Annotated in this window: 18 protein-coding genes; 8 read left to right on the top strand and 10 right to left on the bottom strand. The window is 60.0% G+C overall.

Features of this window, described 5'->3' with window-relative positions; genetic code table 11:
• The first annotated feature begins 2 nt into the window (after nucleotides 1-2).
• Both JJQ51_RS12865 and JJQ51_RS12860 read left to right on the top strand, forming a co-directional pair.
• The gene (locus tag JJQ51_RS12865; RefSeq protein ID WP_145319835.1) at nucleotides 3-473 is read left to right on the top strand and encodes a GNAT family N-acetyltransferase; all 471 of its coding nucleotides are present in this window, start codon (nucleotides 3-5) and stop codon (nucleotides 471-473) included.
• Between the two features lie 21 nt (nucleotides 474-494).
• Nucleotides 495-2522 (top strand): beta-N-acetylhexosaminidase, encoded by a 2028-nt coding sequence (locus JJQ51_RS12860; protein WP_269244787.1) that lies wholly within the window; start codon nucleotides 495-497, stop codon nucleotides 2520-2522.
• Between the two features lie 87 nt (nucleotides 2523-2609).
• Here the strand turns inward: JJQ51_RS12860 and JJQ51_RS12855 are convergent, their stop codons facing one another.
• Nucleotides 2610-3833 carry an ROK family transcriptional regulator gene (locus tag JJQ51_RS12855; protein ID WP_113350961.1) on the bottom strand — a complete coding sequence of 408 codons (1224 nt, stop codon included), beginning with the start codon at nucleotides 3831-3833 and terminating at the stop codon, nucleotides 2610-2612.
• A 278-nt stretch (nucleotides 3834-4111) separates the two neighbouring features.
• Here JJQ51_RS12855 and JJQ51_RS12850 point away from each other — a divergent pair, with 278 nt between their 5' ends.
• The gene (locus JJQ51_RS12850; protein ID WP_113350962.1) at nucleotides 4112-4360 is read left to right on the top strand and encodes a hypothetical protein; all 249 of its coding nucleotides are present in this window, start codon (nucleotides 4112-4114) and stop codon (nucleotides 4358-4360) included.
• A 150-nt stretch (nucleotides 4361-4510) separates the two neighbouring features.
• Here JJQ51_RS12850 and JJQ51_RS12845 read toward each other — a convergent pair whose 3' ends face one another.
• Together JJQ51_RS12845 and JJQ51_RS12840 are read right to left on the bottom strand one after the other, a co-directional pair.
• On the bottom strand, nucleotides 4511-4849 hold the full coding sequence (locus JJQ51_RS12845; protein ID WP_269244786.1) for a hypothetical protein: 339 nt from the start codon (nucleotides 4847-4849) through the stop codon (nucleotides 4511-4513).
• A 12-nt stretch (nucleotides 4850-4861) separates the two neighbouring features.
• Complete coding sequence (locus JJQ51_RS12840; RefSeq protein ID WP_269244785.1) at nucleotides 4862-5143, bottom strand: hypothetical protein; 282 nt, start codon at nucleotides 5141-5143, stop codon at nucleotides 4862-4864.
• Between the two features lie 165 nt (nucleotides 5144-5308).
• Between JJQ51_RS12840 and JJQ51_RS12835 the strand changes: the two genes are divergently transcribed.
• A complete protein-coding gene (locus tag JJQ51_RS12835) occupies nucleotides 5309-5815 on the top strand; it encodes a hypothetical protein (RefSeq protein WP_113350964.1) in 507 nt (168 codons plus the stop codon).
• Nucleotides 5816-5894: 79 nt separating this feature from the next.
• On the opposite strand, the gene JJQ51_RS12830 is transcribed toward JJQ51_RS12835, so the two are convergent.
• Nucleotides 5895-7163: an FAD-dependent monooxygenase gene (locus tag JJQ51_RS12830; RefSeq protein ID WP_113350965.1), complete on the bottom strand. Its 1269-nt coding sequence runs from the start codon at nucleotides 7161-7163 to the stop codon at nucleotides 5895-5897.
• Between the two features lie 39 nt (nucleotides 7164-7202).
• Here JJQ51_RS12830 and JJQ51_RS12825 point away from each other — a divergent pair, with 39 nt between their 5' ends.
• Together JJQ51_RS12825 and JJQ51_RS12820 are read left to right on the top strand one after the other, a co-directional pair.
• Entirely contained in the window at nucleotides 7203-7685 is a 483-nt protein-coding gene (locus tag JJQ51_RS12825) for a MarR family winged helix-turn-helix transcriptional regulator (protein ID WP_233789797.1), read from the top strand.
• A 172-nt stretch (nucleotides 7686-7857) separates the two neighbouring features.
• Entirely contained in the window at nucleotides 7858-8820 is a 963-nt protein-coding gene (locus JJQ51_RS12820; RefSeq protein WP_113350967.1) for a S1C family serine protease, read from the top strand.
• 55 nt (nucleotides 8821-8875) lie between these two features.
• Here JJQ51_RS12820 and JJQ51_RS12815 read toward each other — a convergent pair whose 3' ends face one another.
• From JJQ51_RS12815 to ltnD, 6 genes are all read right to left on the bottom strand, one after another.
• Entirely contained in the window at nucleotides 8876-9652 is a 777-nt protein-coding gene (locus JJQ51_RS12815) for an SDR family oxidoreductase (RefSeq protein ID WP_113350968.1), read from the bottom strand.
• The gene (denD, locus tag JJQ51_RS12810) at nucleotides 9649-10635 is read right to left on the bottom strand and encodes a D-erythronate dehydrogenase (protein ID WP_113329212.1); all 987 of its coding nucleotides are present in this window, start codon (nucleotides 10633-10635) and stop codon (nucleotides 9649-9651) included. Before denD ends, JJQ51_RS12815 begins: the two co-directional genes overlap by 4 nt.
• Before the next feature lie 196 nt (nucleotides 10636-10831).
• The gene (locus JJQ51_RS12805; protein WP_186450352.1) at nucleotides 10832-11596 is read right to left on the bottom strand and encodes a hydroxypyruvate isomerase family protein; all 765 of its coding nucleotides are present in this window, start codon (nucleotides 11594-11596) and stop codon (nucleotides 10832-10834) included.
• 2 nt (nucleotides 11597-11598) lie between these two features.
• On the bottom strand, nucleotides 11599-12249 hold the full coding sequence (gene otnC, locus JJQ51_RS12800; RefSeq protein WP_113350970.1) for a 3-oxo-tetronate 4-phosphate decarboxylase: 651 nt from the start codon (nucleotides 12247-12249) through the stop codon (nucleotides 11599-11601).
• Nucleotides 12246-13520, bottom strand: a complete 1275-nt coding sequence (otnK, locus tag JJQ51_RS12795) for a 3-oxo-tetronate kinase (protein WP_113389533.1) — start codon at nucleotides 13518-13520, stop codon at nucleotides 12246-12248. The genes otnC and otnK overlap by 4 nt, the downstream gene beginning before the upstream one ends.
• A 3-nt stretch (nucleotides 13521-13523) precedes the next feature.
• Nucleotides 13524-14432, bottom strand: coding sequence for an L-threonate dehydrogenase (gene ltnD, locus JJQ51_RS12790; RefSeq protein WP_113389563.1), 909 nt, complete (start codon nucleotides 14430-14432; stop codon nucleotides 13524-13526).
• A gap of 167 nt (nucleotides 14433-14599) precedes the next feature.
• Here ltnD and JJQ51_RS12785 point away from each other — a divergent pair, with 167 nt between their 5' ends.
• Together JJQ51_RS12785 and JJQ51_RS12780 are read left to right on the top strand one after the other, a co-directional pair.
• Nucleotides 14600-15622 carry a LacI family DNA-binding transcriptional regulator gene (locus JJQ51_RS12785; RefSeq protein WP_113350972.1) on the top strand — a complete coding sequence of 341 codons (1023 nt, stop codon included), beginning with the start codon at nucleotides 14600-14602 and terminating at the stop codon, nucleotides 15620-15622.
• A 231-nt stretch (nucleotides 15623-15853) separates the two neighbouring features.
• The gene (locus JJQ51_RS12780; RefSeq protein WP_113350973.1) at nucleotides 15854-16678 is read left to right on the top strand and encodes a hypothetical protein; all 825 of its coding nucleotides are present in this window, start codon (nucleotides 15854-15856) and stop codon (nucleotides 16676-16678) included.
• Nucleotides 16679-17046: the final 368 nt, after the last annotated feature.

The following is a 17046-nucleotide window of genomic DNA, read 5'->3' as shown; positions in this document are numbered from 1 at the left end:
CCTTGGACTACCTAGTCAATCTATCGACCCTGCCGGTCGACACGCAATCGCCCGAGCGCATGGCGAAGGCTGATGTCACCATCCGCCGCGCGCTGCCGCCGGAACTGCGACTGATCACCGGCTGGGTGGCTCAACATTTCAGCGAGGGCTGGGCAAGCGAGACGACGGTCGCGATGACCCGCCAGCCGCCGACCTGCTTCATCGCTACCCGTAATCGCGAGCTTGTCGGCTTTGCCTGCCACGAAGCGACGGCGCGCGGCTTCTTCGGCCCGACCGGCGTCGACGAGAGCGTGCGCGGTCTTGGCATCGGTCGCGCGCTTCTCTTTGCCTGCCTCAATGACGCAAAAGCCATGGGTTATGCCTACACCGTCATCGGCGATGTCGGGCCTTCGGAATTCTACGAGAAGACGGTCGGCGCGATCCAAATCCCCAATTCCGCACCCGGTATCTATGCCGGCATGCTCAAGCTTTGAACGATCCTTCAGGAAGAAAGAATGCTCATGTCCACACCGCGATCCCCGGCTCTGCTGCTTGAAACCACCTGGAACCCGCCAACCGACGAAAAGGAATTTTCTTATGTGCTGCGGCTGAAGAACCTGTCATCGGAGCCGCTTTCCGGCTTTACGCTCTGTGTCAGCGGCCCCGGTCGTGTCGATCCAGCCGGCATTGTCGAAGGTGCGACGGTTACCAGGCGGCTGTCCAATTTTACCGAATTCCAGCCGCCCGAGGGCTTCGTGCTGGCCGGTGGCGGGACGTGGACGATCACCGTTCGCGCGCTGAGCTGGCAGTTCCGACATTGGAACGATGGTGCCAACAGCGCCTATCTCGCATTTGCCGATGGCACTACGGTTTCACTTGGCACGGAGCCGACGCGTACGTCGTCAAGCAATGCGCCGTTGAAGCGCGGCGCGGAGGTCTACCCGGTGCCGGCCAATCCGCCGGTGCCGCTGGCGATCATTCCCTGGCCGAATCGCGTCGCTGTCTCCTCCCGTCGCCCGCTTCCCGCAGGCTTTGCCTTGAAGGCCATGGCGCCGGAGGCGCAGGCTGCCGCCGAAAGCTTTACGGCTCTCGTCGAGCACCTCTTTTCCGCCGAAGGACTGATCCGCTCCGAAGCGGAGGGTGCCGTACCCGTGGAATTGCGAGAGGTCGAGGGTTTAGGCGCCGAGGCCTATAAAATCGTCTTTTCGCCCGAAACCATAACCGTCGAAGCGAGCGCGCAGACCGGCTTCGTCTATGGTCTCGTCACCATCGGCCAGATCTGGCGCGGCGCGCGCCTGCACCCACAGGCTTTCCATTTCCCTGCGGCCGGCGAGATCGTCGACGAACCCGCGATGAGCTGGCGCGGCCTGCACCTCGATGTCGCACGGCAATTCTACGGTTCGGCTGAAATCAAGAAGCTGATGGCAGTGCTTGCCTGGAATAAGCTGAACCGCTTCCATTGGCATTTGTCGGATGATGAAGCGTGGCGTGTCGAGATCGATGCCTATCCGGCTCTGACCGAGGTCGGCGCGTGGCGCGGCCATGGCCTGCCGGTGCCGCCGCTTCTCGGCTCCAGCCCGGCCCGCACCGGTGGTTACTACACCAAGGCCGTTGTGCGCGACATCGTCTCCTACGCTAAGGGTCTTGGCATCGAGGTTCTGCCGGAGGTCGATATACCCGGCCATTGCTATGCCATGCTTCAGGCAATTCCGGAGCTGCGCGATCCAAACGAAGCCGGCAGCTATTATTCTGTTCAGGGTTTCCCGGATAATTGCATCAACCCGGCGCGTGAAAAGACCTATGAAGTGATCGAGACGATCCTCTCTGAGCTGATCGAGCTTTTCCCGTTCAAGACGATCCATATCGGTGCCGACGAGGTTCCCCTCGGCGCCTGGTCCGGCTCGCCGGAGGCGCTGGCACGCTTGCGTGAGATCGCCGGTGATGACGTTGCGCAAGCGCATGCCAAGCGATTGAACGTCATCACCAATACGCATGGAGCCGACGATATTCATGGCTCGGGCGCGGCCTTCCTGCAGGCGGAATTCCTGGAACGCATCCAGGCATTTCTCGCCTCAAAGGGTTGCGTGACCGGTGGATGGGAAGAGGCGGCCCATGGCGACAGGATCGACAAGGACAAGAGCTATCTCTGCAGCTGGCGTAGCGTCGAGGTGGCGGCGGAGCTTGCCGGTCGCGGATACGAGATCGTCGTTTGCCCGGGGCAGGTCTATTATCTCGACATGGCGATGCGCCCGGATTGGGACGAGCCGGGCGCAAGCTGGGCAGGCCATTCGGATCCGGAGAAACTCTACACCTTCGATCCCATCGGTGGTTGGACGGACGCCCAGAAGGAAAAGCTTCGTGGCATTCAGGCCTGCATCTGGTCGGAATCGATGACCGATCGGGCCATCTTCGACCGGCTGGTCTTTCCGCGCCTCTCGGCACTTGCCGAGACGGGTTGGACGAAGCCGTCGGCTAAATCCTGGGAACGTTTCAAGGCATTGGCCGGCACCATGCCGCTGCTATACGGCCTGCATCAATTGTGACAGCCTGATGCGTGGCCTTCAGGCGCGACCCGCATTGGTCGCGCCTGAGTTAAATCAATAATGCAAGGCTGGCGCTATGCTGGCCCTTCAAGGCTGAGTAACGGCACGATGCGTCAACGGCTTCTGCAGGACATCGAACTGCGGGTTCGTTTCGGAAAAGATAGGCAGAGCGGCCGCACCTAAAATGGCGGTATCCTTGCCGCTGGCGCCGATCATCAACCGCGGAATGCTGCGCTCTTCGGTTGGGTTGACTGGGGTGTGGAGAGGTTCGACGCTTTCGGCCAGCCCCGTCATCAAGGATGTTGGCGCACTGCCGCCAAGCACGATCGTCTGCGGATCGAAGGCCAGCTCGAGAAAGTCGATCGTCTGGCGCAGCGGCTGTACCGCCTGTTCCAGCCATGCCTTCAGGCCATGGCCGTTTGCCGCGATCAATGCATCCAGATCGTCGGGGTCCAGCTCCTGTGCATTCTCGATGCCCAGACATTCGTAAGCGACGGATGGCGAGACATAGCGATCGAGGCAGCCGCGCTTGCCGCAAGTGCAAAGCCTGCCATGCGGCTCAACGATGATGTGGCCGATTTCGCCGGCATTGGCGCGGCTACCCTTGTAGAGATGGCCGTCGAGGAACATTCCGGCGCCAATGCCGCCATCACCGGCAAGAAAGAGATAGACGAAGCTGCCAAGGCCGCGGGCAACGCCATAGAGCCGCTCGCCGATCGCCGCTGCGGTAGCGTCGTTTTCGACAAGTACGGGCAGGCCGATCAGGCGTTCCAGCTCACTGGCAACGGGAAAATCCTGCCAACCCGGCAGGTTGAGCGGACTGAGCGAGGTTACGCCGCCATCGGCATAGCGTCCGGGCAAGGCGATACCGACGCCGAGCAGCCGGTCGCGGTCAAAGGAGAAGGCTTCCTGCAGATCCCTGACGATCTCTGCAAGGACCGGCATTGCCTCGGTCGGCCCCGGTCTGTCGACATGGCGCTCGACGCGGGCGCAGACCGTGCCGGACAGATCGGTGAGCACGCCGGCCGCACGCTGGCGCCCGAGTTCCAAACCGATGGAGTAGGCGCCAGCCGGATTGATCATATAGGGCGTAATCGGTTGACCGCGGGCGATCTTCTGCGCCTCCATCGCGATCAGGAGATGCGAACGCGCGAGTTCCTCCACGATATTCGAAACGGTCTGTGTGGTCAGCGCCGTCATGCGAGCAATGGCGGCCCGCGACATCGGGCCATTGGTGCGAATGGCTTCGATCACGACGCGCCGGTTGTGAGATTTGGCCTGTTCGAGATTCGTGCCTGAAATAGTCTTCATGAGAGGATAGTGGAGCACTCAGTTCGTGTTGCTGCTTGTCGCGCTTCGCCAATGCGTGAGGTGAGGGTGGCCGCATGACATTGCTTGCCCCTATGTGGGCAGTTTCTATTCTTTTGTCGATCGATTCAAGACGGGGTCGGCCAGGTCCGTGCCGTTTGAGGGATAATACAGAAGGCTTTTTCTTTTGCATGGATGATTGGCGCATATCTTTACTCCGGCAGGCATTCCGTTAGACTCCACTAACCCAGTCTTTTGCCGGGATAGCCCGGAGGAATTCGATGATCAGACTGCTCGCAATAGCCATTGTCTCGACCAGCATCGCCGGCGGTGCGATGGCAGCGGATGCGACATGCAAGGCCCAGGCCGCCGACAAGAAGCTCGCAGGCGCCGCTTTGACGAGCTTTACCAAGAAATGCGAGAAGGATGCCGCAAGCGCCTGCGATACTCAGGCCGCAGCGAAGAAGCTTGCCGGTGCCACCAAGACGAGTTTCGTCAAGAAGTGCACCTCCGACGCAGTTGGCAGTTGATCACCGGATTTCAGTCTTTCTCAAATCACCCGGCCGCCGTTGGCGGCTGGATCACAAAAATTCCTGGTTATCGATGACGGCCTGGTGCACGGTGACGTTGCCATATTGCGAGATATTCCTCGCCTGGCAGTCAACCGGGCTTAGGCCATATCACTGTTTGCGATAGGTACCCTGCAAGGTTACCCCGGCGGCGAAATCGCACACGCCCGCCTGCGACACACGCCAGGTCTTTGCGTTAAGGCGATCGAGATCGATCTTGCAGGCGTCTCTGGAGAGTTCAGCGTGTCCCTTCGTCAGCGGTACGACGCTATCGAGACCGTCGGCGTTGACGTCGCCGGCATCTGCTCCGCCCGGGCCGACGAAGGTCGAGGAGAGCGAAACTGCGAGGAGACCACCGACCGGTCCGAAGATGACAAGATGACCCTCGTTGCCGTCGGCGCTGCTCGACTGGAAATCCGTCGAAGCGCTTTGTCCGCCCTTGGTCCTCAAGAGAGACGCAATCTAGTCGTCATAGGCCTGCCGGGCGCATGCTGCATCGCCGCAGGATTGCACTTTGGTGATCCAGCGGCGCTGCCGTTCCCGGATCTTGTCCGAATCATCGCGTTTCAGAGCGGCGGCATAGAGATCCCTCACCATCGCATCGCGGGCAAGCAGCGATTTGTCCTGACAGATCACATGATCGCTTGGCGAGCCCGGCTTTAAGCAATCGATCCCCGCAGCTTCGACAGGAATGGCAGAAAGGCCGATGATGATCATCGCCGAAAGGGATCTTCGTATCTTCATGAGTACCTCCATCACCCGATACGTCAGCTAATTATGGCCGCTCGCTGCTTCGTAAAGATCATGCCGGCGTGCAGCTGAACTGGGCTGAATATCGCGCCGGCATTTGAAGATCGTCGGCATCCTCCTAATTTGCATTGAGCAGATGGACGTCGATGGGGAGGTCACGTGGTAGGCGAAACGCAATTATCCGGCAGGGTCACATTCCTGATTGTCGGTTCCCTGTTTCTTGCCATTACCATAGCGATGGGAGCTTTGGCACTTCACCTTTATCGGACTTATGCAAACGCGACCGCCATGGCAGCATGCACGGTTTTCTCCTGGGGCTTCGGCAGCATGCTGATATCGATGGCGCTCGTGCTTCTGACCTCAAGAAAGAAGGTTCGGGGTAGGCTCGCCACCAGACGCGGCAAGGTGACGGTCAGGCTCGTTAATCGATCACCGGGCTCCAATGGTCACGTGACCGGCGATGGCGTCGAAGCCGAAGGCGAGGCGGGGGTGCCCATCACAAGCATAATCCCCTCGCTCTTCCTGATCGCCTCCTCGATCGGCTTGGCGCTTCTCGGCCTCTTCCTTTTCGGCCGCCATCGGCTGGACCTTATTGGATCGGGAATGTTCATCGCATTTGTAATCTATATTGCAAATTGGAGCAGGCTGGCTTGGCCGCGCGAATAGCTCCTCCGTGCCGGCAGGCATAGGGAATTGCGCCGGCTATTCCGATTTCCTAGATTGGCCTCAGCAGACCGACCGAATGTCAGGCGGCATCCTTGTGAGCGCTTTCGGTTGAGGGATTTGCCTTGAGCGGGTCGAGATCGACTCGATATGCAAACAATCTGCGGCCGGCTCTGACACTTAACGGAATAAGCAAGGGCAGAAGCAAATCGCGCAGAAACAGGCTGAGCCTACTGTTTTTCCGCTTCCTGGAAGCATTTTGCCGGGTGAGCTTCACCACGCGGGCAATGCGAGGGCGCCGCAGGGCCTCATAGCGGGCAAAGGCGGCACCGTAATCGAGCGTATCCGCCAGGCAAGATGACAAGACCACCGCATCTTCTATAGCCATCGAGGCGCCTTGGCCGGCATGCGGGCCAATGGCATGCGCGGCGTCGCCGAGCAAGACGACACGCCCGCTCGACCAGACCGGAAGCTGCGGCATGTCGAAGATGGGATAGCTGCGTTCGATCTGACCGACCGCCTGGAGGATCGATCTGTTCGGTTCGGGATCGTCGACATGCATCTGGCGAACATGAGCGGCCAGTGCCGTCGGTTCCAGTGTGCGTACAGCGTCGGGTGTGTCGGCGGGGAAGGACTCGAACCAGTAGACGGGGTGGGATGCCGTCTTGATGTAGCCGAAGAAGGCCTTCTCTCCGAAGGTCATGCGCATCACGCCATCCATATCTGGTATGTCGGCATCGACGAGGCCGCCTGTGCCGATCAGGCCGGTAAATTGCGGCAGGGGATAATCCGGAAATATTTGCGTACGGACGAAGGATCGCAGTCCGTCGGCGGCGACGAGCAGGTCGACGGCAAGGCCTGCGCCTTCGGAGAAGTTGAGCGTTACGGCATGCGGGAGGTTGTCGACCTTGGTCGCGCGCCAGCCAAATTGCACGCTGATGCCTTCGGCTTGGCACTTTTCGATCAGGATGCCTGTGAGAACGCCGCGCTTAATAGTGACGGCGGGCGTGCCGAATGTCGCCAAATGGTCGCTCTGGTCGATGAGTGCGAGCCTTTTACCGCGCGCGTTGCAGAGTTCGATGGCGCGGGTCTCCAATCCCTGGCGCAATACTTCTTCGTAGCAGTCCACCGTGCGCAGCCCGTTCATGCCGTTGGAAGCGAGCGTCAGAAACTCCCCTTCGGACAAGGCGGCTTCCTTTGAGCGGGCTTCGAACAACACCGGACGAAAGCCGAGCTTTGCCAGCCGGAGCGCGAGCACAAGCCCGCCGATACCGGCGCCGCATATGCCGACCGTGACCTCGGGGTTTGTTGCTCGATTCATGGTTGCAGCAGGATCGTCAATGGGGCACATTGGTTCTTCCTTCTAATGGTTTGATAAATGAATTATTCGATGATCGAACAAAAGTCAAATGAAGATGAGCATCACCTCGTGGAAGCCATCAGCCTTGCCTGCATGCGCTGGCAAGAGGCGACGGAGAGCTTCGATGAAACCTTCGGCAAGCTGCATGGGCTCAATAGCGCCGAGCGCCGCTGTCTCAGCGTGATCATGCGCACGCCGCAGCCGGCAAACGCCGTCGCCAAAGCTATCGGCCTTGCGCCTCCTTCCGTTACTGCTTTGATTGACCGCCTTTCGGCACGCGGTCTTCTTCACCGCGTTCCCGATCCCAACGACCGGCGTCGCGTGCTGGTAGCACCATCCGAGAAGGCGATCAGGCTAGGACGCGAAGCCTATGGCCCGATCGCGCAGGCCGGCTCGCAGATGCTCAAACAGTTTTCAAAGGCGGAAAAGCAGGTGATCTTGCGCTTCGTCACGCAAGCTATCGAGATGCAGGAGCGGGAACTGGAGCGGCTGTTGCAGCACGACAAGAGCTGATTTCGGCCGCCGTGAGGTCGGTTGGAAGAGTGCGTTCGGTCGGCTCTTGAACTCGATAGGGTGACATCTCATTTGAATAGTCACCACTTCAATCTGTCGAACTGACAGCCTCCTGCCTCCCAACAGTTGCTGCCGGTCCTCGTAGCGACGCGTCCGCGTCGGAGGAGTTTTCATGGGCTTCATTGATCGTGACATCCAGCCGTCATCCGATGCCGGGCTGCTGGATGCCTATTCGCAATCGGTATCGAGTGCCGTCGATCTCGTCGGGCCGGCCGTCAGCCGGATCGAGCGTTTGGGCGGCCGCGCCGGACATGGCTCCGGCTTTGCCATTTCACCGGACGGCTTGGTCGTCACCAACAATCATGTCGTCGACGACGCCAAAGCCGTGCGCATCAAGACTCCGGAAGGCGCGACTGTCGAGGGCAGGGTGCTGGGGCGCGATCCGGATACCGACCTCGCTCTCATCCGCGCCAATGACTGGCCGGGCTATTGGGCGCGACTTGGCGATTCCAAATCGCTCAAGCGCGGTCATATCGCGATCGCTATCGGCAATCCCCTTGGTTTCGAATGGACTGTCACGGCCGGCATCGTCTCGGCGCTTGGCCGCTCCATGCGCGCGGCGAGCGGTCGGCTGATGGAAGATATCATCCAGACGGATGCCGCGCTCAATCCCGGCAATTCCGGCGGTCCGCTGGTTTCGTCGGCGGGTGAGGTTATCGGCGTCAATACCGCCGTCATTCAGGGTGCGCAGAGCATCGCATTCTCGGTCGCCTCGAACACGGCCAAGCATGTGGTGTCAGAGATCCTGCGTTTCGGCCATGTCCGGCGCGCCTATATCGGCATTGCGGCTGACACGGTCGAGCTGCATCGGCGCATCGCGCTGGAGGCTGGCGTCACGCATTCGACCGCTGTGCGGCTGCGTCGTATCGAGAAGGATAGCCCGGCCGAAAAGGGCGGACTGCAGGAGGGTGACTACCTGCTTGCCATCGATGGCCAGGCTGTATCCGGCATAGACGATGTCGTCCGGTTGCTCGATGGCGACAAGATCGGCATGGAGATCGAGGTCCTGATCTTCAGCGTTGCCGGCCTGATCGAGCGAAGGCAGGTCAAGCCTTCCGCACGACCCGCAATCTAACGAATAGCGCAAACCATAAAAACGGCAGCATTGCACTCGGTGCTGCCGTTCTCTTTTATCCTCTGCCGACAAGCGGCATCTTCGTTGCCATGACGGTCATGGAAAGAACATTGGCATCGAGCGGCAGCGTGGCCATGTAGACGACGGCGCGGGCGACATGCTCTGCCGAAATCGTCGGTTCTGCTGCGGTCTCGCCATTTGCCTGCAGCACGCCGGCGCTCATCCTCGCCGTCATGTCGGTGGCGGCATTGCCGATATCGATCTGCCCGCAGGAGATATCGAAGGGACGGCCGTCGAGCGCCGTCGATTTTGTAAGGCCTGTAATGGCGTGTTTCGTGGCCGTATAAGGTGCGGAATGCGGCCGCGGGGTCGTTGCCGAGATCGAACCGTTGTTGATGATGCGGCCGCCGTGTGGCACCTGGGCTTTCATCAGACGGAAAGCCTGTTGCGTGCAGAGGAACGCGCCGGTCAGGTTGGCTCCGACAATAGCATTCCATTGCTCGAAACTCAGTTCCTCCATCGGCACGGCCGGCAGACCCATCCCGGCATTGTTGACCAGAAGGTCGAGGCGGCCATAGCGGTCGGCGATCACATCAAAGAGGCTGCGGACCGATGTGGGGTCGCTGACATCGGCAGCAACGGCAAGAAACTCCGTCCCGGTCTCCTCCGAAAGCTCATGAGCAGCTTTTTTGAGAACATCAACCCGGCGCCCCGAGATGATGACCTTGAAGCCTGCCGAACCGAGTGCCTTAGCGATGGCTCGGCCGATGCCGGTACCGCCGCCGGTCACCAGCGCGATTGCGCTTTGTGCGTTCGATGACGCCTCCGTCATGCGACCCTCCCGTCCAGTTCGTCTTCAACATGCGCCCGCAGGATCTCGTCGAAGCTCTGTTCTGCCTTGAAGCCGAGATCACTCGCCCGCCTGGCGTCGAACTGCGTCGCCCAGCCGGAAACGATGCGCTCGATCACCGGATCAGGCTCGCGGCGGATCAGCGCAACCGCCTTGTCGCCGCCGACACGGCGCAGCGCATCGATCTCATCGGAAACGAGCGCCGAAAGCCCCGGCATGGTGAGATTGCGCCGCGGCCCGATCTTTGCCGTATCGAGCGTTGCCGCATGAACGAAGAAACCGACCGCCGCTCGCGGGCTTGCAAACCAGTGGCGCACCGTATCGCTGACGGGCAGGACAGCCTCTTTGCCGACCAGCGGCTCACGCAGGATGTTGGAAAAAAACCCGGAGGCCGCCTTGTTCGGAGCGCCGGGCCGAACGCAGATGGTTGGCAGTCGGATGCCGATGCCATCGAAAATGCCACGGCGTGAATAATCGGCAAGCAGGAGTTCGGCAATCGCCTTCTGCGTGCCATAGCTCGTCAGCGGCGCGGTCAGGAATTCATCGCCGATAACTTCGGGGAAGGGGGTGCCAAACACGGCAATGGAGGAGGCGAAGATGACGCGCGGTACATAGGCGGATTTCAGTCCCTGCTGGCGGATGGCTTCGAAGAGTGCCCGCGTGCCATCGAGATTAACGGAGTACCCCTTGTCGAAATCGGCCTCGGCTTCGCCGGAGACGATGGCGGCCAGATGGAAGATCATATCCGGACGGTCTTCGATGAGCTTTTCCGCAACACCTGCTGTCGCAAGATCGATCGTCAGGGCTTTTGATACGGATTGAAGCGCTTCCGGCACTGGCGGCTGGAAGGCATCGACCAGTGTCAGGCGATCGATGGCTTGCCCGAGAATTTTCGGCTCGGCGGCGATGCGGTTGACGAGCTTGCGGCCGACCATGCCTGCGGCACCCAGGATCAAAACATGCATATCGGATTTTCCTCCCAATAGAGCAATTCCAGGAAAAGTGCGTAGCGGTTTTCCGTCCGGAATTGCGAGAAACAAACAGACGGAGCGGCTCACGGATTCAAGGAAAAGCCGAACTGCTCCAAGCTGACATCAGTATTCGGGACACTTCCCGAGTGAATCTCTTTGAAGGCCGTTAGTCGTTCTCGAAGCCGGTCTCTCATTTGAATGCCTGCAGCCAGGCAAGTCCTGCATCCGTCGTGGTTGCCGGCCGATATTCCGCGCCGATCAGTTTGTCATAGCCAAGCTTTTCCAGGACCTGCAGAATGTGACGATAATCGATCTCCCCATGGTCCGGTTCGCGCCGATCCGGCACGGCAGCGATCTGAATATGGCCGATTGCCGTCATATGATCCTGCAGCCTGCGGGTCAGATCGCCCTGCATGATCTGGATGTGATAGCAGTCGAACATCAGTTTGAGGTTCTCGGCACCGGCCGCGGCTATGATGTCGCGTGCCTGATCCGCCGTTTGAAGGAAGTAGCCTGGCGCATCGCGATAGTTAAGTGGCTCGATCAGGATGGTCGCCCCCATCTTGCTGACGCGTTCGCAGGCATAGCGCAGATTGGCAATGAAGGTGGCTTTTGCCTCGTCGCCGGCTGCCTTGCCGGCCATCACATGCACGTTTCGCGCACCGATGGCGGCCGCATAGTCGATCGCCTGATCGATGAGCAGGCGGGCTTCGTCCTCGCGGCCCGGAATGGCGGCAAGTCCATTATCGCCGGCTGCGACATTGCCGCGGGCGGTGTTGAGGCCGAGCATGGGAAGGCCGGTTTCCTCCAATGCCTGACGCACGGCTTCAGCGGGCGTGTCATAGGGATAGTGGCATTCCACGGCATCGAAGCCGGCGGCCTTGGCGGCGCGGATGGCGTCGGGAAGGGAAAGCTCCTGCCACAGGAATCCCAGATTGGCCGAAAAGCGCGTCATGTTCAGTCCCATTCCACATCATAGGTGCGGACGAGATCGGCGATCTGCGCATCCGTCAACAGCGAAGGATTGGCTCCTCGCGTCAGTATGGCAAGCTTTGCCGTCTCTTCCAGTTCTTCCATCGCATAGACAGCGGCTTCCAGATCCTTCGCCGAAACGACAGGACCATGTGCCGCCAGCATCACGGCGCTGCGCTTGCCGGCCAGGCCGCGGATGGCATCGCCCATGGCCGGATCGCCAGGCATGAAATAGGGCAGGAGTTTCACTTTGCCGAGCTTCATGATCGAATAGGCTGTCAGCGGCGGCAGCATGTTGTCGGCGTCGACGCCAGGCAGGATCGAGAGTGCCACCGAATGGCTGGAGTGAAGATGGACGACGGCGCCCGTCTTTTTCGGCCGAGTCTCATAGAAGGCGGCATGTAGCGGCATTTCCTTCGTCGGCTTGTCGCCGCCGATCAGGCGCCCGCCGCTGTCAAAGAGGGAGAGGCGGGCGGGGTCGAGGCGACCGAAGGAGCTGCCCGTCGGCGTCACCAGCAGCCGTCCGTCGCTGAGGCGCGCCGAGATATTGCCGGAGGAGCCAGCGGTCAGGCCGCGATCGTAAAGCGATTTGGCCATCATGCAGATCTGTTCGCGCAGCGCGGCTTCTTCGCTCATGCCGCTCCCAATCTGTCGAAAGCGTCCGTAAAGAAGGTTTCCTCGCCGAAATTGCCAGATTTTAGAGCCAGGGCGACTGTTTCATTCCCAAGGGTCGTGAAAGTCCAAGGCACGCCGGGTGCAATTTCTGGTCCGATAGTCAGATGCGCCGCGCCGAGCGCCTGCGTGATCGCGCCGGATGTCTCGCCGCCTGCAACGACGAAGCGGCGCGTGCCGCAATCGAAAGCGATGCGGGCTATTTTCGAAAGAGCATCCTCGACGACCTGCCCCGCTTTGTCCTTGCCCAGCTGCTCCTGAGCTTGCCGCACCTCGTCGGGTTCGGCGGTGGCATAGATGAGCTTCGGTGCATCGGGAGATTGCTGATGCAACCACTCCAGTGCAGCACTTGCGCCGTTTTGCGCAAGCGCGATCGGATCGAGCCGCAGGCTGGCAACTTTGTCGGCATAGTCGGCAACCTGTCGGCGCGTCATGGCGGAGCAGCTGCCGGATAGGACGATCGAGCCGCCGGTGACCTTTGGCAGTGCCTGTCGATGTTCGGAGAGGCGGACGAGGCCCTGTTCCATGTAAAATCGCGGAAGCTGACCGGCGATCGCGCTGCCGCCCGTCAGCAGCGGCATGTCGAAGGATGCCGCCGCGATCGTTCGAAGATCATTGTCGGATATGGCATCGACAATCACATGCCGAATGCCCTCACTGCCCAACTCCTCCAGCCGTGCTTTCAACGCTACGGCGCCCTTTGAAACTATGTTGCGATTGGCAAGGCCAACCCGGCCGGACACTTGCGGTGTCAGAAGCCGCACGAGGTTGGAATCGCGCATCGGCGTCAGCGGATGATCTTTCATCGGACTCTCCGACAGAAGCTGTTCGCCGACGAAGAGATGACCCATGAAGACGCTGCGTCCGTTCTCCGGAAAGGCGGGGCAATAGATCGTCTGGGTCGCGCCGGTCTCGGTGATCAGCATATCCGCGACTGGACCTATATTGCCTTCGGCCGTGCTGTCGAATGTCGAGCAATATTTCCAGAAGAAGCGGCTAGCACAGGCGTCCTTCAGCCATGCCAGCGCCTGACGTGCCTGATCAACGGCGGTATCGACGGGCGATGTCCGGCATTTGAGGGCGATGACCTCGAAGGCGGCCGTCTCGTTCGGGTCGCGTTTGTCTTGCGGAATGCCGATCCGCAACGAAACGGGCAATCCGCTGCGCGCCAGCAGCGCGGCCAGATCGGTCGCCCCGGTAAAGTCATCCGCGATGCAGCCAAGCAGGAGCGTCATGGCCTAGTCCCTTACGCCCGGCAGGCTGGCACCGCTCCTGGCGGCCAGGATCTTCGCAACGGCTGCGTCATCCTCCAGGCCCAGGCCCGCCTCCGATGCTTCTACAAAGAGGTTGAGCGCCGTTGCTGCAAGTGGAGTAACAGCACCGGCTTTGTCAGCTTCCGAGGTGACGATCCCGAGATCCTTGACAAAAATGTTGACCGCCGAGCGCGGCGTATAATCGCCCGATACGATGTGTTCGCCGCGATTCTCGAACATCCAGGACGAGCCGGCAGATACGCAGATCACGTCATAGAGCGTTTTCAGATCGATGCCGGCCTTGGCGGCGAGCGTCATGGCCTCGGCTGTCGCGGCGATGTGCACCCCGGCCAGCAGCTGGTTGATCATCTTGACCTGCGAGCCGGCGCCCGGGCGATCTCCCAGCCGGAACACCTTGGCCGAGATGGCGTCGAGCACCGCGGAGGTTCGTTCGAAAGCTTCGGGAGTGCCAGATGCCATGACGGTAATCTCACCCGAAAGCGCACGGACATGGCCGCCGGAGACGGGAGCGTCGATAACGAGCATGCCTGCTTCCTCCAGTCGTTCCGCAATGGCGATCGTAGCGCTCGGGGCCATGGTCGTACAGAGCAGGAACACGGTTGAGGGCCGTGCGGTCTTCAGCGCACCGTCTCGGCCGAAAAGCACGTCTTCGACCTGCTTGCTGTTGACGACGTAGACAAGGATCACGTCTACATCGTCGGCCGCTGATGCCGGCGTCGTGCAGGGCGAGCCGCCGTTCTCGGCAAAGCGGGCAAGAACCTCGCTGCGAACATCGCAGCCACTGACGGCAAAACCTGCCTTGAGAAGGGACAGGGCGGCGCCCCAACCCATGGACCCCAGGCCGATGACGGCGGCCTTCTTCGTGTTCTGCACCGTGCTACCTCTGCAATTTTCGGCTATGTTACCGGTACCGGTATCGATAACAAGCCTCAATTTCCCGGTATTTGTCAATAGGAGGATGTTTGCCTTTTTCGGGAAACATTCTATGAAGAGGGGCGGCATCGTGCCAGCCGCCATGGTTCATCGAGGGTTGCTTGGGGATGCGCAAACCCACTCTGGAAGAAGTCGCGATCGAAGCGGGCGTCAGCAAGATGACGGCATCGCGTGCGCTTCGCGGCGTCGCCGACGTTTCCAGCGAGACGCGTGACAGGGTGATCGAAGCAGCGACGCGGATGAACTACGTCGGCAACAGGCTGGCGCTCTCCTTGTCTTCGCAGCGCACCAATCTGGTCGCCGTCGTCGTTCCCAGCATGTCGAACATCGTCTTTCCGGAGGTCCTCGCCGGTATTTCCGCCGGGCTCGACGGTTCCGGCATGCAGGCCGTGTTCGGCATATCTGACTATGATATAGCCAAGGAGCGCGAGATCATCCGCGACATGCTTTCCTGGCAGCCCTGCGCCATCATCGTCACCGGGCTCGATCAGCCGGAGGAGACCGTGGAGCTGCTCCGCCACTCCAATATTCCGGTTATCCAGCTCATGGATCTCGATGGCACGCCGATCGATTTCAATGTCGGACTGTCTCATAGTGCGGCGGGGGAGGATATGGCCGAGGCGCTGATTGCGGCGGGACGAAGACGGTTCGGTTATGTCGGCAGTGCTCTGGTAAAGGATCTGCGCGCGGCCAAGCGCAAGGCCGGCTTCGAACGCGTCCTGCATGCCCATGGTCTGGGGTTTGCCGAGCAGCGGATAGAAGATGCCTTTTCCTCGATCGCGCTTGGAAAGCGGCTCACGACATCGCTGCTTGCAGCGGTGCCGGATCTCGATTGCATCTATTATTCCAACGACGACATGGCGAGCGGCGGCTTGTTTGCCTGCATGGAGCTGGGTGTCGCGGTTCCTGAGAAGATCCTGATTGCCGGCTTCAACGGGCTGGATCTGGTCGCTTCGCTACCCGCGCCGATCGCAACCTCCCGCTCGCCCCGACGCGCTATTGGTGAGGTTGCGGCGCAATTGGTGCGCCATGCGGTCGTGACCGGCGGGGATGCAATGCGGAAAACCGTAGCGTTCAAGCCGACAATCGTGGGAATCGATGGTTATGGAGCGGCTGACGGCGCTTCCTGATATCTCTTCATAATTCCTCCCTTCCGACGCATGCCTAGATTGATGTCGGCGACAGGTCCGTTTGAACCAGATGAGCCGTGATGCCTGCATGTGGGTTCCAGCCCTTTTAAGCCTAAGCTTTGCAACAAGATTTCCCCGAAAATCCACAGTTCGGAAATATTTGGAAACCGGCAGGCCAAGACGATCGGATAGACGCATGGGGAGTTATCTTATTGCGGAGTCCGACTGCCGATGTTCCTGACCAATCCGTGGCAACGGGAAGAGCTGAGCCATATCGTTGTCACCACCTTTCATGAAAAGGGTTATCGTGACTACGGCAAGAAATGTATCGAGACCTTCCTTGCCTGCTGGCCGAAGGAAGTCTCTTTGGTCGTCTATGCCGAGAATGTCGGAATCGAGGAGAAGGACCGCCGTCTTCTGGTTTTCGATCATTGCGAGACATTGCCCCGGCTGCGCGGCTTTCGCGATGCCTATGGTAGCGAACCGCAGGCAAATGGATATATCTCGTCACGCAATGGGCTGGTGCGGGATTTCCGGTGGGACGCCGTGCGCTTTTCCAACAAGGTCTTTGCGGTCGCCGATGCCGTCAGGCGCTATCATAACACGGTCGATCAACTGATATGGCTCGATGCCGATACCGTGACCCATAGGCCCATTCCGAAGAGTTTTCTCGATGGAATCGCCCCGCGTGGAAATCAGCTTGCCGCCTATCTGAACAGGAGAATCTATCCCGAATGCGGATGGGTGGGATACAACCTGCGTCATCCGGCGATATTGACCTTCATCGACCGTTTCGAAGGGGCTTATTCCTCCGGCTATTTCCTGACGCTGAAGGAAAGCCATGACAGCTTCGTCTTCTGGAAGGTGCTCCAGCAGATGGAACAGGACAAGGAAGCCAGATTCAGGCGGCTCGGCTCAAGTCTGACGAAAACCCATGTTTTCATCAATAGTGTCCTGGGCGGTTATCTGGATCATTTGAAGGGTGACAGGAAGGCTGAGGGAAGGAGCCGCCGGCGTGATCTTAAATGGCATCGCCGCGAACCATGGTGGCAATGATTTCCGATCATTTGTAGCGGTGAAAGCCTCATTTCTGCTGGGTGTGGGCGCAGACGATCAAGTTGTTTTTTAGGGTGCATGGCACTAATCTGGGTAGCATTGAGGGATTGGGAATTCATGCACGACGATTCGATCCTGCCGACAGAGATCGCTGTTTTACTTGGCTTGATATGCAATATAGGCGCTCCGCTTCTGGCCTTTTGGGTGGCGGGAAAATTGCCTCGATTTCGCCTCTGGATTCATGGTGTCGCTTTCGTTGCTATCCTTGCCTCGCCGTTGACGGCGATGATCCTCGGGTTGCCTGATCTGCTCCCTGAAGAGGAGGAAAGCCCCGGCGCTCGCTTTGCGTTTCTGCCTCTGATCGTCGA

The sequence above is a fragment of the Rhizobium sp. AG207R genome, from assembly GCF_027109195.1.
GTDB lineage: Bacteria > Pseudomonadota > Alphaproteobacteria > Rhizobiales > Rhizobiaceae > Rhizobium > Rhizobium dioscoreae.
The sequence above is the reverse complement of the archived record's forward strand: the minus strand, read 5'-3'. Positions and strand labels throughout refer to the sequence as shown.

What these genes read in the sequence shown, in the direction of transcription:
- JJQ51_RS12860 (WP_269244787.1), top strand. Translation starts at nt 495, where the DNA reads ATGCTCATGTCCACACCGCGATCCCCGGCTCTGCTGCTTGAAACCACC.
- JJQ51_RS12855 (WP_113350961.1), bottom strand. Translation starts at nt 3,833, where the DNA reads ATGAAGACTATTTCAGGCACGAATCTCGAACAGGCCAAATCTCACAAC.
- JJQ51_RS12850 (WP_113350962.1), top strand. Translation starts at nt 4,112, where the DNA reads ATGATCAGACTGCTCGCAATAGCCATTGTCTCGACCAGCATCGCCGGC.
- JJQ51_RS12840 (WP_269244785.1), bottom strand. Translation starts at nt 5,143, where the DNA reads ATGAAGATACGAAGATCCCTTTCGGCGATGATCATCATCGGCCTTTCT.
- JJQ51_RS12830 (WP_113350965.1), bottom strand. Translation starts at nt 7,163, where the DNA reads ATGTGCCCCATTGACGATCCTGCTGCAACCATGAATCGAGCAACAAAC.
- JJQ51_RS12825 (WP_233789797.1), top strand. Translation starts at nt 7,203, where the DNA reads ATGATCGAACAAAAGTCAAATGAAGATGAGCATCACCTCGTGGAAGCC.
- JJQ51_RS12820 (WP_113350967.1), top strand. Translation starts at nt 7,858, where the DNA reads ATGGGCTTCATTGATCGTGACATCCAGCCGTCATCCGATGCCGGGCTG.
- JJQ51_RS12815 (WP_113350968.1), bottom strand. Translation starts at nt 9,652, where the DNA reads ATGACGGAGGCGTCATCGAACGCACAAAGCGCAATCGCGCTGGTGACC.
- denD (WP_113329212.1), bottom strand. Translation starts at nt 10,635, where the DNA reads ATGCATGTTTTGATCCTGGGTGCCGCAGGCATGGTCGGCCGCAAGCTC.
- JJQ51_RS12805 (WP_186450352.1), bottom strand. Translation starts at nt 11,596, where the DNA reads ATGACGCGCTTTTCGGCCAATCTGGGATTCCTGTGGCAGGAGCTTTCC.
- otnC (WP_113350970.1), bottom strand. Translation starts at nt 12,249, where the DNA reads ATGAGCGAAGAAGCCGCGCTGCGCGAACAGATCTGCATGATGGCCAAA.
- otnK (WP_113389533.1), bottom strand. Translation starts at nt 13,520, where the DNA reads ATGACGCTCCTGCTTGGCTGCATCGCGGATGACTTTACCGGGGCGACC.
- JJQ51_RS12785 (WP_113350972.1), top strand. Translation starts at nt 14,600, where the DNA reads ATGCGCAAACCCACTCTGGAAGAAGTCGCGATCGAAGCGGGCGTCAGC.
- JJQ51_RS12780 (WP_113350973.1), top strand. Translation starts at nt 15,854, where the DNA reads ATGTTCCTGACCAATCCGTGGCAACGGGAAGAGCTGAGCCATATCGTT.